Genomic DNA, 14,645 nt, shown 5'->3' with positions numbered 1-14,645 from the left:
GGTAATACAATTGGCAAAGAAGCAACTTATGCTACTTGCAAGTCTGATGCTAGTACTCAGCGTATTCCTAGCTGCATGTACAGGTAAAGACGACAAGGATGGCGCAACTGAAAAAGAACCATCCAAAGATCCAGGTAAAACAGAAGAAGTAGAAGGCGAAGAAGAAGAGCCTGCTGAGGATCCAAATGCAGGACTTGATTTCCCTCTAGAAGTTTCAAATACTGCTGATCCAATGGAAGACGGAGAAATGACAATCGCTATGGTTACAGATACTCCGTTTGAAGGTACACTGAGTCGCGTATTCTACAAAGGCACATTTGACGCGGAAATCATGAGCTATTTCGATGAAGGTCTACTAGCAACTGATGGTGACTATTTGATCACTAATGATGGTGCTGCTGAATACGAAATCTCTGAAGATAACAAAACAATTACTATCAAAATCAAGGATGGCGTTAACTGGCAAGATGGAGAGCCTGTGAAAGCAAGCGACCTTCTTTACTCTTACCAAATTCTTGGACACCCTGATTATACGGGTACACGTTACACGTACATGATCGAAAACGTTGAAGGTATGCCTGCATATCATAACGGCGAAGCAAAAGACATTTCCGGTATTACAGTTTCTGAAGACGACAAAGAGATTTCTATCACGTACACTGAAGCAACTCCTTCACTATTGTCAGGTATCTGGACAGTTCCATCTCCAAGACATCACTACGGTGATATCATGACGGGTGAAGTTACAATGGAACAACTTGTAGAGTCAGATAAAATTCGTGCAACTCCAATCGGTTTCGGTCCTTATAAAGTGGCTAAAATCGTACCAGGCGAATCCGTTCTTTATGAGCGTTTCGATGGCTACTGGAGAGGCAAGCCGGCTCTTAAAGAGCTAGTGTTGAAAGTAGTAAGCTCCGCTTCAATTCTTGAAGCACTTAAGAAAGGCGATATTGACTTGGCGAGCGTACCTGCTGACCAATATCTAAAAGCGAAAGACATCGACAATGTTGAGCTATTAGCTAAAGTTGACCTTGCTTACACGTACATCGGTTTCAAACTTGGTAAGTGGGATGATGAAAAGAAAGAAAGTGTAACAGATCCAAATGCTAAATTGGCTGACAAGCGTGTACGTCAAGCTATGTGGTATGCAATGGACAACGAAACAATCGGTAAAGAACTTTACCACGGTCTTCGTTTCCCTGCAACTTCTCTAATCATTCCTGTATTTGCTGGTTTCCACAATGCAGATATCGAAACACCATCTTATGACCCTGAAAAAGCGAAAGCACTTCTTGACGAAGCTGGTTTCGTAGATACAAATGGCGACGGTATCCGTGAAGACGCTGAAGGTAACGAGTTCGTATTGAACTTCGCTTCAATGTCAGGTGGAGAAACTGCTGAGCCAATCGCACAGTTCTATATCCAAAACTGGGCTGACGTAGGTATTAAAGTACAACTTACTGACGGCCGTCTACATGAGTTCAACTCATTCTACGACCGCGTAGAAGCTGACGATCCTGATATCGACATCTACCAAGGCGCTTGGGGAACTGGTTCTGATCCAGATCCATCCGGTCTATATGGTAGAACAGCAGCATTCAACTACACTCGCTACACTAGCGAAAAGAACGACGAGCTCCTTGCAGCTGGTACATCTGAAAAGGCATTCGATACTGAATACCGTAAAGATATCTATAACCAGTGGCAAGAATTGATGGCTGACGAAGTACCGGTTGCTCCAACTGTATATCGTTATGCACTTACAGCTGCAAGCAAACGCGTAGTTAACTATTCAATCGACCCTAACACTGATCTTTGGTTGTATGAGATGGGCGTTAGCGAATAATAATTTGATTCACAAGAATCCTTGAGAATCTTCTTGAAACCGTCATCCGGGAAACCGGTTGGCGGTTTTATTTTTGTGAAACTGTATTGTAATATTCGTAAAAATTTGATAGGATTGACTTTAACGATTAATCTATTTATGAAAACTAGTTTGTGAGTGAACAGCTTGGGGGAATACACAATGAAGATTTACGTATCTGTCGATATGGAAGGAATTACAGGTTTGCCGGATTATACGTTTGTGGATTCGAGCAAACATAATTATGAACGGGCACGGCGTATTATGACTGAGGAAGCGAATGCGATTGTACGCGGCGCGGTTGAAAAGGGAGCAACACAAGTTCTTGTCAATGATAGTCATTCAAAGATGAACAATCTGTTAGTAGAAGAATTGCATCCTGAAGCGGATTTGATCACGGGGGACTTGAAAGCGCTTTCGATGGTCCAGTCGCTGGATGAGTCGTTTGCGGGGGCAATCTTTGCAGGCTACCACGCTAGAGCAGGACAGCCTGGTGTGATGAGTCACTCTATGATTTTTGGTGTACGCAACATGTATATTGATGATGTGGAAATTGGGGAACTCGGATTCAATGCTTACGTAGCAGGCCACTTTGGTGTACCGGTCATCATGGTTGCTGGAGATGATTGTGCATGCAAGGAGGCGGAAGCATTGATCCCTGGAGTTGTAACGGCAGCTGTCAAAGAGTCCATTACACGGTCTGCAGTTAAAACACTTCATCCACAAAAGGCTCGTCAATTAATTGAAGAGAAGACAAAAGAAGCGATCGAGAAGCGATCGGACATTCAACCACTTGTCCCGCCGGCAAATCCTACATTACGCATTGAATTTACAAATTACGGACAAGCAGAATGGGCCGCACTCATGCCAGGCTGTGAAATTGAACCGGGTACGACAATCGTAAAGTTTGAAGCAAAAGATATACTAGAAGCCTACCGAGCCATGCTTGTCATGATCGAGTTGGCATTGCAGACAAAGTTCTGCTAAGGGGGAAAGGTGAATGGCGGTATACATAGTAAAGAGATTTGCAATGATGATTGCGACGATCTTCATCATCGCGACGCTTACGTTCTTCCTCATGCACGCGATCCCCGGGTCGCCATTCGATGAAGAACGGACGTCGAATCCGACAATCCAAGCGAACTTGGAAAAGTTCTATAAGTTGGATCAGCCGGTCATCGTCCAATATGGACATTACTTAAAATCAGTCGCAACATTCGATTTTGGACCGTCTATCAAAAAACCGAATGAGACGGTGAACTCGCTCCTCAAACGAGGGTTCCCGATTTCAGCTGAACTAGGATTAATTACAATTCTTGTAGCTGTCCTATCGGGTATTACATTAGGGACATTTGCCGCCCTCAGGCATAACGGCATCATCGATTATATGGCCATGGCCTTTGCCGTCGTAGGGATTTCGGTCCCGAACTTCGTCTTGGCGACACTACTTATCCAGCAACTCGCGGTTAACTGGCAAATACTGCCTCCCGCCACGTGGAGCAGTCCAATGCATATGATTTTGCCGACGTTGGCGCTTGCAACCGGACCGACAGCGATCATTGCCCGTCTGACGCGGTCGAGCATGCTGGAAGTGCTCACTCAGGATTATATGAAGATGGCAAGAGCAAAAGGCTTATCTCCCGCGCGTATCGTCTTGCGACACGCTTTACGAAATGCTTTAATGCCCGTCGTGACAATTATGGGAACAATGCTAGCGGGTATTTTGACCGGGACGTTCGTTATCGAAAAGATCTTTGCAATACCAGGAATGGGAAAATATTTCGTGGACAGCATCAATAACCGGGATTATCCCGTCATTATGGGCACGACTGTATTTTACAGTGCATTTCTAGTATTCATGTTATTTCTCGTTGATATCGTTTATGGTTTCCTGGATCCCCGCATTAAACTTCATAAGAAGGAGGGGGATGCGTAATGGTCAATCATCAGCAAAATGTCAATGTACCTGATGAATGGTTCAAACCGAAGGGAGCCGATCTGGATCAGGCTGAATCGGTTGTACGTCCATCGCTTTCTTATTGGAAGGATGCATGGCGTAGATTACGAAAGAATAAACTGGCGATGGGCGGATTGATCTTTTTAGTCTTACTGACATTGTTTGCAGTGTTTGCACCGATCCTATCGCCACATAATATCGAAACGACGCAATATGCCAATCAAAACCAACCGCCGTCAGCGACACATTGGTTCGGGACGGATGAAAAAGGGTGGGACGTCTTTACAAGAACGTGGTATGGTGCGCGTGTTTCCCTATTTGTCGGAGTTGCCGCTGCATTGATCGATTTCTTCATCGGCATCATCTACGGTGGGATTAGCGGATATAAAGGTGGACGTACTGATTCATTGATGATGAGAGTCATTGAAATCCTTTACGGACTGCCGCATCTCTTAGTCGTCATCCTCTTAATGGTCATCATGGGGGCGAGTCTGACAACAATCATCATCGCACTTACGATAACCGGCTGGGTCGGTATGGCGCGAATCGTAAGAGGACAGGTATTGCAAATTAAAAACTATGAATTTGTCACCGCTTCAAAGTCATTCGGGGCAAAAACACCAAGAATTATACGGAAGAATCTATTACCGAATACGATGGGGCCGATTATTGTACAGATGACGTTGACAGTACCGAGTGCCATCTTTGCTGAAGCATTCTTAAGCTTCCTCGGCCTCGGTATCGCCGCACCGTTCGCCAGTTGGGGTGTAATGGCAAACGACGCACTACCGGTCATCTTATCAGGACATTGGTGGAGATTATTCTTCCCTGCGTTCTTCATATCCATGACAATGTTTGCATTTAACGTCCTCGGAGACGGTATGCAAGATGCACTCGATCCGAAACTGAGGGGGTGAATGAATTGAATGAACATGGCAACAGACATACAACTACTAGGCAAGGTGGAACGGCTGTCGCAGCAAAGCCGCTCAAGCGTAAAAAAGTATTTACAGAAACGATGCTTTCCGTACGGGACCTGCATGTGTCGTTCAAGACATTCGGCGGTGAAGTACAGGCATTACGAGGTGTTTCCTTCGATTTATACAAAGGGGAGACGCTGGCGATCGTCGGAGAATCAGGATGCGGGAAAAGCGTCACAGCCAATACAATTATGGGGCTTCTCCCACATCCCGCAGGCAAAGTGAAAAATGGTAGCGTCATCTTCAAAGGGCGCGACTTAACCAAACTCGATAAAGCCGGCATGCGGAAAGTGCAAGGCGTCGACATATCGATGATCTTCCAGGATCCCATGACCGCACTCAATCCAACACTCCAAGTTGGCGAACAATTGACGGAAGGACTACGCACGCACCAAAAAGTGAGCAAAGCAGACGCAAAGAAAAAAGCGATCGAATTGTTGAATGTAGTCGGCATCCCGAACCCGGAAGAACGATTGAAACAATATCCTCACCAATTTTCCGGTGGAATGCGACAACGGATCGTCATCGCCATCGCGCTCATATGCGAACCCGAACTACTCATTGCCGACGAACCGACAACCGCTTTGGACGTAACAATCCAAGCCCAAATTCTTGAACTGTTCGAAGAGATACAGGAGCGCACAGGCGTCTCCATCATTCTCATCACCCACGATCTCGGCGTCGTGGCCAAAATCGCAGACCGAATCGCGGTCATGTACGCAGGGAAAGTTATCGAAATCGGTGAGAAGCGGGAAGTGTTCTACGACCCGCAACACCCTTACACACAAGGCCTTCTCGCATCCGTGCCGAGGCTCGATCTAAAAGAGGAAGAACTCAAACCGATCGAAGGCACACCACCAGACCTATTCGCACCACCAATAGGCTGCCCATTCACCGCCAGATGCCCATTCGCCATGGAAGTATGCGACAAAGTGCATCCGCCAACAACCGAACTGACCATCACCCACGCAGTCGACTGCTGGCTGCAAGATGATCGAGCGAAAAATGTGTTTGGTTGATGAATTTAGTTATTTTATTTAATAGGTAAGTAGGCACACAGTTGGTTGGAGTGGAAGGCGGCGAAAGCCGTTACGTAAAATGGCTTTTGCGAATAAAAGCATAACTTTTTGAGCGCCCCTGCCTTAATTTCTGAAGAGCGCAGAAATACGGCAAATCGAACTCTTCGTTGTTCGATTGCCTGGAACGCAAATCAACGGCTTAGTTCACTACATTGGTATCACGCACATCAGTGCTTAACTATTCACAGAAAACAAAGGGGGCTTTTCAATTGAAAAAGTGGTTAACATTTCTACTCGTGGCCATGCTGGCACTCGTACTAGCAGCATGTACAGCAACCAAAGACGCCGGCAAAGAACCGGATAAAAAAGACGATCCAAAACCTGAAACTGAAGAAGGTACAGAAGAAGGCACAGAGGAAGCAGCAGGCGATAAAATCCTCTACATGAACAACGGAGAAGAACCAACATCATTCGACCCATCCATCGGCTTCAACGCCGTCTCATGGAGCGCACTGAACAACATCATGGAAGGGCTTACACGTATGGATGAAGATCATAAAGCCGTCGAAGCGACAGCTGAAAAAATCGACATCTCCGATGACGGCCTAACGTACACATTCACAATTCGAGAAAATGCTAAATGGTCAAACGGCGATCCTGTCACAGCAGGTGACTTCGTCTTCGCTTGGAAGCATATGCTAAACCCTGAAACAGCTTCACCGGCAGCATTCCTTGCCTACTTCATCGAAGGTGCAGAAGCTTATAATAACGGAGAAGGTTCAGCTGAAGACATCGCAATCAGCGCGGAAGACGACAAAACATTTGTCGTTAAATTGACGTCACCGAACGAAGCATTCCCGAACATCATCACAAACCCAAGTTTCTTCCCAATCAACGAAAAAGTGGCATCTGCTGATCCGAAGTGGCATACAGAAGCAGCTACGTTCGTCGGGAATGGTCCATTCAAACTAACGAAATGGGATCATGATGTAAGCTTTGAAATGGAAAAGAATGAAAACTATTGGGATGCCGGTTCCGTCAAGCTGGATACGATCCACTGGGCAATGGTCAATGAATCCACGACATCTTATCAAATGTACCAATCCAATGAATTGGACGTGACGGACGTTCCAGCAGAACTATCCGATCAGTTGAAAGACAGCGACGAGTTGCGCATTGATGATCAGGCAGGATTATATTTCTACCGTTTCAATACATCCATGGAACCATTCCAGAACTCCAAAATCCGCCGCGCATTCGGTATGGCGGTAGATCGTGAAGAGATTGTTGAATTCGTCACAAAAAATGGTGAAAAACCGGCACGCGGATTTGTCACTTACGGATTCATCGGTCCGGATGGCAAGGAGTTCCGCGATACAGTAGGCGATCTCGTCACGTATGATCCGGACGAGGCAAAGAAACTATTGGAAGAAGGTATGAAAGAAGAAGGGTATGATACACTTCCTGAAATCACACTTTCTTACAACACGAGTGAATCACACCAGAATATCGCAATAGCTCTACAATCGAAGTTCAAAGAAGTACTTGGTGTAGATGCTAAACTTCAGAATGTTGAAAGCGGCGTCTTCTTATCCGACCAGAAAGAATTCAAATATCAGATGTCCCGTTCTTCTTTCTTGCATGACTATGCGGATCCGTTGAATGCGCTTGAGAGCTTCATCACGGGTTCTTCTATGAACCGCACGACTTGGTCAAACGCAGACTATGATAAGCTGATTGAAGACATTAAGAATGAAACAGATGAAAACAAACGCTGGGATCTTCTACAACAAGCAGACAAACTTCTTATGGAAGAAATGCCTGTGTTCCCACTATACTTCTACAACTCGACAACACTTGAAAAGCCAGGCGTTTCAGGAATCTTGCGTCACCCTGTTGGCTATATCGACTTGAAGTACGCAGATAAGAACTAATCATCAGTCGCGGTGTCCGTCATGGCGCCGCGATTTTTTAATTGGTAAACTAGGAGCAATACAAGAGAGTAGGGATAGTATGAAAATTCGTCCAAAACGGCTACAAAAGGGAGATACAATCGGGATCGTGTCACCCGCGAGTCCTTCTGAAGAGGAAAGCCTACAACGTGCACTACCGTTTTTAGAACAGCTCGGCTTGAAGTGGAAGTTCGGAAAACACGTCTATGACAAAGACAGTTACTTGGCGGGAACAGATGACGACCGTCGTCAGGATCTTGAAGACATGTTTGCGGACTCTGAAATAGCAGGCATTATTTGTGCACGTGGTGGATATGGATCAGCTCGCTTTACTGACAAGCTGGATTTGCAATTGATTGCAGAAAACCCGAAAATCTTCTGGGGTTTCAGCGATATTACGTTCCTGCACACAGCAATCGGCGTGTATTCGAATCTAGTTACGTTCCATGGACCGATGCTTGCGTCATGTATCGGAAAAGAAGAATTCCATGAACTATCCGCGAAAATGTTCCAACAACTGTTCGAACCGATGGAACTGCATTACACAGAAGACATTTCACCGTTGACGACAGTAAGCGGAGGGATTACTGAAGGGGAACTGGTAGGAGGCAATCTTAGTTTGCTCGTCAGTTCAATCGGAACGAAATTCGAAGTGGATACGAAAGGAAAGTTACTGCTGATCGAAGATATCGGAGAAGAGCCCTATCGAGTGGACGGTTTGTTGAACCAGTTACGCATGGCGGGGAAATTGGCAGATGTAGCAGGCGTCATCATCGGGGATTTTGCGGATGCACAACCGAAGAAAGAGCCGCAAGCTGCTTCACTCGATACCGTCTTCAACCACTATTTGGGCAATCTAGGCATCCCTGTTGTTAGCGGTTTTAAAATCGGACATTGCGAACCACATTTTGCAATTCCGCTAGGTGTCCAAGCGAAGTTAGATGCGGACAACAAGACATTGACGATTTTACCGGGGGTGGAATGAATGCATATCCAATCCATCGAAACAATTTCAGTCGCCGTCCCATTGACGAAGCCGTTTAAAACAGCATTGCGCACAGTGACGACAGCCAACGCAATTTACGTCAAAGTGGTATGTGACGACGGCCGCACCGGTTGGGGAGAAGCACCACCGACACATGTCATCACCGGTGACTCGCTCGGTAGCATCAAGTATGCAATCGAAGAAGTGATTGCACCTCAATTGATCGGTAAGGCTATCGCCAATCGCGAGGAAGTGTTCCATCTGTTGAACCGGTCGATCGTCCGCAATACAAGTGCGAAAGCAGCAGTCGACATGGCCATTCATGACCTACTTGGACAGCTGGCAGGTTTACCACTCTATCAATTGCTAGGGGGCTTCCGCAACGAAATCGAAACGGATTTCACGGTTAGTGTCAATGACGCTGCTGAAATGGCGGATGATGCAGCACGTTATATTGCAGATGGCTTCAATGTGCTGAAAGTGAAAGTCGGTATCGGTGAAATTAGTGAAGATATTGAACGGATCAAGGCTATCCGGGAACGTGTCGGTAAGAGTGTGAAAATCCGACTGGACGCCAATCAAGGTTGGTTGCCGAAAGACGCAGTATTTGCAATCGGCAAGATGGAGGACGCAGGTCTGAACATCGAATTGATTGAACAACCTGTCCCTGCGGATGATATAAAAGGCCTTACATACGTGACAAACCATACGTTGACACCGATTATGGCGGATGAAAGCGTCTTCTCAGCAAAAGACGCGCTACGCGTATTGGAAAATCGCGCTGCTGACTTGATCAACATTAAGCTGATGAAATCAGGCGGTATTCATGAAGCGCTTAAAATCAATGCGTTGGCGCAAACATTCGGCGTCGAATGTATGGTCGGCAGCATGATTGAGACGAAGCTTGGTATTACAGCTGCGGCTCATCTGGCGGCGAGCCAGCCGAATATTACGCGGTTCGATTTCGATGCGCCTCTGATGCTTGCGAAAGATATCGTACCGGGTGGAATTGTCTATGAAGGCAGGAAAATCCGGATGCCTGTAAGTTCCGGACTGGGTCTAGATCATGACGGGATGTCCCGAATTGGAAAGGAGGAATCAAGATGACTGTGAATATGTTTACATGCAATGTCCCTGTTGCCACGATTTGGACATCACCGGATTCTGCGCGTGATCTCGATGGAGAGGGAACGTCAAATCCGGTCCATCTGAATAAATGGCTTGAAAAACTTGCGTATGAACAGCGACTGGATCTTTGTGAAGGAAACCGGGTACAGACACAATTGTTGTACGGCGAACCTGTCATCGTCGATGAAATCGTTGGAGAATGGGCAAAAGTGATTGCTGTTTGGCAACCGTGCAAAAAGGATGAACGGGGTTATCCGGGATGGGTCCCTGTTGCGCAACTAAAAGAAGCGGAACAGGTTGAATCGGCGGGCGGTTTTATCCGTGTAGCTGTAGCGAAATCACAATTATGGAACATGGATGGAACACCTAAACTGATTGTCCCGTTCAATACGATGTTGCCGTTAGTGGACGAAAGTGATGATTATTTTACAGTGCTGACACCAGACGGCGAAGCACTCATTTTGAAGATGGATATCGTGAGGGCGAGTTCCGTTCATCAATTCCATAAGCGGTCGGCTGCAGCGGCAGTCGATGAAGGGCTTGCGTATTTGGACCTTCCGTACTTCTGGGGCGGCATGTCGTCGTATGGTTATGACTGTTCAGGATTTACGTACAATATGTTAAAAGCGTGCGGTTACTTCATTCCGCGGGATGCAAGTGATCAGGCAAAAAGCGGAGAAGAAGTACCGATGGATGATACGACACATTGGCTAAAAGGTGATTTATTGTTCTTTGCGAATGATGAAGGAAAGGGCAATGTCCGTCATGTCGGATTTTACTACGGAAACGGTCTGATGCTCCATTCTCCTTCAACAGGGCAAGCGATTGAAATAATGAAACTTGCGGGTTCAAAATTAGAAAAAGAACTGTGCGCAGTACGAAGGTACGGTCATGGAGAGGGGGCAGACGAATGACAGAAGATGTGATTTTATCCGTCAAAGATCTGAAACGGCATTTTGACGTAGGTAAAGGAATGACGTTGAAAGCGGTCGACGGAATTAGTTTTGACATACTGAGAGGCGAGACATTCGGTCTTGTTGGAGAGTCAGGTTGCGGGAAATCAACAGCGGGTCGGACAATTCTTGGCCTGTACAATAAAACAGACGGTGATGTGTTGTATGAAGGACAAAGCGTCCATGATATGACGGACAAGGAAAGAGAACGATTCCTGAAGAAAATGCAGATGATCTTCCAAGATCCTTATGCCTCCTTGAATCCGAGATCGACAGTGTATGAAATTATTGCGGAACCGATACAAATTCACGGCATGTATAAGACACAACAAGAGATGCGCAATCGTGTCAATGAATTGCTTACGGACGTAGGACTGAATAGTGACCACGCCAATCGTTACCCTCATGAATTCTCAGGAGGTCAACGTCAACGTATCGGTATTGCACGTTCGCTTGCGCTCGATCCTGAATTCATCATTGCAGATGAACCGATTTCAGCTTTGGACGTTTCGGTACAAGCACAAGTTGTAAAATTGCTGCAACGTCTGCAACGTGAAAAAGGGTTGACATATTTGTTCATCGCACATGATTTGTCGATGGTGAAATATATATCGAGCCGGATTGCAGTTATGTACTTAGGGCATATGGTCGAGCTTACGACAAGTGCACAGTTGTACGACAAACCGTTGCACCCGTATACGGAAGCTTTGCTGTCAGCCATTCCGATTCCCGATCCGGATATCGAAGAATCACGCGAACGGATCTTGCTTGAAGGGGAGTTGCCAAGTCCGATTAATCCGCCGTCAGGTTGTGTATTCAGGACGCGTTGTCCGTATGCAATGCCGGTGTGCGCGGAGCTCAAGCCGAAGTGGTTGCAAAAAGAAGAAGGACATTTTGTCGCTTGTCACTTGCACGATGAAGAAGTGATGAAGCGGAATGATGCAGTTAAAGTTCCAGTCGAGTCGTCCTGATTGTCAGGGCGGCTTTTCTTGTACGGTTACGCAGACGTTCTGTATGCATGTAAATGCACCCATGATGCGATTCAAAAAAAGGTCTTTCGTTAGTGTGAAAAGCCCCCTAATACTATTAATGTTGCCAACTAAATGACTATGTCCTATACTAGTATTGTTATAGTTTTCCTCTCTTCCCTCTATCGACCTGCATGATGCCAGGTCCCAATCAATTGGACGTCTGTCCACTATTGCATATTCATGCAAAACACAAAAATGGTGTGAAAAAAAAAGAATAGTACGTAGCATAAGGCAGATTTTTGTCTTAAGTTTTTTGAAATGTCCAAATTTAACTAGCGGAGGTGTTTGTTGTTGAAATTGTCACCAGTTGAACAGGAGAAATTATTATTGCATGTGGCGGGTGAGCTTGCGTTAAAGCGGAAGGCGCGAGGTGTGAAGTTGAATTATCCCGAGGCGATGGCGCTTCTTTGTCATTTCATCATGGAGGGTGCGCGTGACGGGATGTCGGTTGCGCAACTAATGAGTGAAGGGAAGCATGTATTGTCGGTGGATGATGTGATGGAAGGTGTCGCTGATATGATCAGTGATGTGCAGATTGAGTGTACGTTCCCTGATGGTACGAAGCTTGTGACGGTACATAATCCGATTCAGTGAAGGAGGTTTTATTGATGATTCCAGGAGAGATCAGGACGGCCGATAGGATTATTGATATTAACGTTGGTCGTGATGTGAAGACGGTGCGGGTTGCGAATACAGGAGATCGTCCGATTCAGGTCGGTTCGCATTTTCATTTCATTGAGGTGAATAGGTTTCTTGAATTTGATCGTGAGCAAGCTGTTGGGATGCATTTGAATATTCCTTCCGGTACGGCTGTCCGTTTTGAGCCAGGCGAAGAGAAGGAAGTGGAACTTGTCGAGTTTGGTGGCAAGCGTCATGTGTTCGGTCTGAATCAATTGACGGAAGGTTCGACACATAAAAAAGCCGAGATTATTGAAAAAGCATCTGACGGTGGGTTCAAAGGAGCTGACAGTTAAGTGAAGGTTACACATGAGCAGTATGCAAAGATGTTCGGTCCGACTGTGGGAGATAAAGTGCGTCTGGCCGATACGGATTTATGGATAGAGATTGAAAAGGATTATACGACTTATGGGGATGAAGGCATTTTCGGTGGCGGGAAGTCTTTGCGCGTTTCGATGGGACAGAACGGCCAGAAGACGTCTGAAGAAGGTGTGCTTGATACGGTCATTACGAATGTGATGATCATTGACTATACAGGAATCGTAAAGGCGGATATCGGCATTAAAAATGGCCGTATCGCTGGGATTGGTAAGGCTGGAAATCCGAATACGATGGATGGTGTCGATCAAGGCATGATTATCGGTGTCGGTACAGAAGTGTATGCGGGAGAAGGGCTCATAGCAACTGCAGGGGCAATTGACACGCATATTCACTTCATCAGTCCGCAACAAGTGGATACAGCATTGTTTGCCGGAACGACGACATTCATCGGCGGTGGAACGGGTCCTGCAGCGGGGTCTCGTGCAACGACGGTGACACCTGGGAAATGGCATTTGCACCGGATGTTGCAAGCTATCGAGGACATTCCGATGAATATCGGTTTATTCGGTAAAGGGAGTGCGGCTTTTCCTGAGCCGCTAGTGGAACAAGTACGCGCTGGGGCAATCGGGATGAAAATCCATGAAGACTGGGGCGCAACACCATCTGCACTTGATCAAAGTCTCAATGTGGCAGATGAATATGACATTCAAATCGCATTACACTCAGATACATTGAACGAAGCGGGATTCGTAGAGGAGACAATTGAAGCAATTGCAGGTCGTGTCATTCACGTCTTTCATACAGAAGGCGCGGGCGGAGGCCATGCGCCTGACCAATTGAAAATGGCTTCATTGCCAAATATTTTACCTGCCTCGACAAATCCGACAAAGCCGTTCACGACAAACACAATCGACGAACATTTGGACATGCTCATGGTTTGCCATCACTTGAAGCATGACGTAGCAGAAGACGTCGCATTTGCAGATTCACGGATTCGTCCGGAAACAATAGCTGCAGAAGACATTATGCAAGATGCTGGCATATTGAGCATCATGTCATCCGATTCGCAAGCGATGGGTCGTGTCGGTGAAGTTGCGATCCGTACATGGCAAACCGCGAACAAGATGAAAATGCAACGCGGTCCACTGGCGCAAGATGAGGGCAATGACAACGATAATTACCGCGTCAAACGGTATATCGCCAAATACACAATCAATCCAGCCATAGCACAAGGGATCTCACACGAAATCGGTTCCCTTGAAGAAGGAAAACTCGCAGATATCATCCTTTGGGACCCGGCATTCTTCGGTGTGAAATCAGAAGTCGTCATCAAAGCAGGCGTCGCAGTGTACGCCATAACAGGAGACCCGAACGCATCCATTCCGACCCCTCAACCAATGATGGGACGCAGAATGTTCGGTTTCCACGGACAAGGACCACAAAACGTCGGCATGACATTCCTGCCTAAAATCGCAGTCGAAGAAGGTCTTCCTGAACAACTCGGCCTAAAGAAAATGATCGGCACGGTCAAAAACTGCCGTACCATCTCCAAAGCCGACATGAAACACAACAGCGAAATGCCCGTCATCGACGTCGATCCCGAGACATACGAAGTGAAAATCGACGGAGAACTAGCCACATGCGAACCCGTAAGTGTCTTACCAATGGCGCAGAGATATTTCTTGTTCTGATTGGTTTTTGAATTGTTTTATTTGATTTTGTTTGGTTTTGTTCGGTCTTAAATTACTTATTACTAAGTGGCTCCGTTGATTGAAGC

General features: G+C 46.3%; 13 protein-coding genes. All 13 read left to right on the top strand.

What is annotated here, in order from left to right:
• Positions 1 to 10 precede the first annotated feature (10 nt).
• The 13 genes from opp4A (at position 11) to ureC (ending at position 14,559) form a co-directional block, all read left to right on the top strand.
• Complete coding sequence (gene opp4A / locus H9649_RS05660; protein ID WP_225229698.1) at positions 11 to 1,846, top strand: oligopeptide ABC transporter substrate-binding protein; 1,836 nt, start codon at positions 11 to 13, stop codon at positions 1,844 to 1,846.
• A gap of 180 nt (positions 1,847 to 2,026) precedes the next feature.
• Positions 2,027 to 2,851, top strand: coding sequence for a M55 family metallopeptidase (locus H9649_RS05655; protein WP_191693750.1), 825 nt, complete (start codon positions 2,027 to 2,029; stop codon positions 2,849 to 2,851).
• Between the two features lie 13 nt (positions 2,852 to 2,864).
• Complete coding sequence (locus H9649_RS05650; protein ID WP_191693749.1) at positions 2,865 to 3,800, top strand: ABC transporter permease; 936 nt, start codon at positions 2,865 to 2,867, stop codon at positions 3,798 to 3,800.
• Entirely contained in the window at positions 3,800 to 4,738 is a 939-nt protein-coding gene (locus H9649_RS05645; RefSeq protein ID WP_191693748.1) for an ABC transporter permease, read from the top strand. Before H9649_RS05650 ends, H9649_RS05645 begins: the two co-directional genes overlap by 1 nt.
• A gap of 101 nt (positions 4,739 to 4,839) precedes the next feature.
• Entirely contained in the window at positions 4,840 to 5,820 is a 981-nt protein-coding gene (locus H9649_RS05640; protein WP_191693901.1) for an ABC transporter ATP-binding protein, read from the top strand.
• Positions 5,821 to 6,089: 269 nt separating this feature from the next.
• The gene (locus H9649_RS05635; RefSeq protein ID WP_404828706.1) at positions 6,090 to 7,754 is read left to right on the top strand and encodes a peptide ABC transporter substrate-binding protein; all 1,665 of its coding nucleotides are present in this window, start codon (positions 6,090 to 6,092) and stop codon (positions 7,752 to 7,754) included.
• A gap of 79 nt (positions 7,755 to 7,833) precedes the next feature.
• Positions 7,834 to 8,757, top strand: a complete 924-nt coding sequence (locus tag H9649_RS05630) for a S66 peptidase family protein (protein WP_191693747.1) — start codon at positions 7,834 to 7,836, stop codon at positions 8,755 to 8,757.
• Positions 8,758 to 9,864: a mandelate racemase/muconate lactonizing enzyme family protein gene (locus tag H9649_RS05625; RefSeq protein WP_191693746.1), complete on the top strand. Its 1,107-nt coding sequence runs from the start codon at positions 8,758 to 8,760 to the stop codon at positions 9,862 to 9,864. It abuts the gene before it with no gap.
• Entirely contained in the window at positions 9,861 to 10,799 is a 939-nt protein-coding gene (locus tag H9649_RS05620; protein WP_191693745.1) for a C40 family peptidase, read from the top strand. Before H9649_RS05625 ends, H9649_RS05620 begins: the two co-directional genes overlap by 4 nt.
• On the top strand, positions 10,796 to 11,809 hold the full coding sequence (locus H9649_RS05615) for an ABC transporter ATP-binding protein (protein WP_191693744.1): 1,014 nt from the start codon (positions 10,796 to 10,798) through the stop codon (positions 11,807 to 11,809). Before H9649_RS05620 ends, H9649_RS05615 begins: the two co-directional genes overlap by 4 nt.
• 351 nt (positions 11,810 to 12,160) lie before the next feature.
• Positions 12,161 to 12,463: an urease subunit gamma gene (ureA, locus tag H9649_RS05610; RefSeq protein ID WP_191693899.1), complete on the top strand. Its 303-nt coding sequence runs from the start codon at positions 12,161 to 12,163 to the stop codon at positions 12,461 to 12,463.
• A gap of 14 nt (positions 12,464 to 12,477) precedes the next feature.
• Positions 12,478 to 12,843 carry an urease subunit beta gene (gene ureB, locus H9649_RS05605; protein WP_191693743.1) on the top strand — a complete coding sequence of 122 codons (366 nt, stop codon included), beginning with the start codon at positions 12,478 to 12,480 and terminating at the stop codon, positions 12,841 to 12,843.
• A complete protein-coding gene (gene ureC / locus H9649_RS05600; protein WP_191693742.1) occupies positions 12,844 to 14,559 on the top strand; it encodes an urease subunit alpha in 1,716 nt (571 codons plus the stop codon).
• Positions 14,560 to 14,645: the final 86 nt, after the last annotated feature.

Source organism: Sporosarcina quadrami (assembly GCF_014836615.1).
Classification (GTDB): domain Bacteria; phylum Bacillota; class Bacilli; order Bacillales_A; family Planococcaceae; genus Sporosarcina; species Sporosarcina quadrami.
This window is presented reverse-complemented; position numbering and strand designations above follow the sequence as displayed.

Excerpts from the sequence above, each read along its gene's own strand:
- H9649_RS05615 (WP_191693744.1), top strand. The coding sequence starts at position 10,796 with ATGACAGAAGATGTGATTTTATCCGTCAAAGATCTGAAACGGCATTTT.
- H9649_RS05655 (WP_191693750.1), top strand. The coding sequence starts at position 2,027 with ATGAAGATTTACGTATCTGTCGATATGGAAGGAATTACAGGTTTGCCG.
- H9649_RS05630 (WP_191693747.1), top strand. The coding sequence starts at position 7,834 with ATGAAAATTCGTCCAAAACGGCTACAAAAGGGAGATACAATCGGGATC.
- H9649_RS05650 (WP_191693749.1), top strand. The coding sequence starts at position 2,865 with ATGGCGGTATACATAGTAAAGAGATTTGCAATGATGATTGCGACGATC.
- H9649_RS05640 (WP_191693901.1), top strand. The coding sequence starts at position 4,840 with ATGCTTTCCGTACGGGACCTGCATGTGTCGTTCAAGACATTCGGCGGT.
- H9649_RS05620 (WP_191693745.1), top strand. The coding sequence starts at position 9,861 with ATGACTGTGAATATGTTTACATGCAATGTCCCTGTTGCCACGATTTGG.
- ureB (WP_191693743.1), top strand. The coding sequence starts at position 12,478 with ATGATTCCAGGAGAGATCAGGACGGCCGATAGGATTATTGATATTAAC.
- H9649_RS05645 (WP_191693748.1), top strand. The coding sequence starts at position 3,800 with ATGGTCAATCATCAGCAAAATGTCAATGTACCTGATGAATGGTTCAAA.
- H9649_RS05625 (WP_191693746.1), top strand. The coding sequence starts at position 8,758 with ATGCATATCCAATCCATCGAAACAATTTCAGTCGCCGTCCCATTGACG.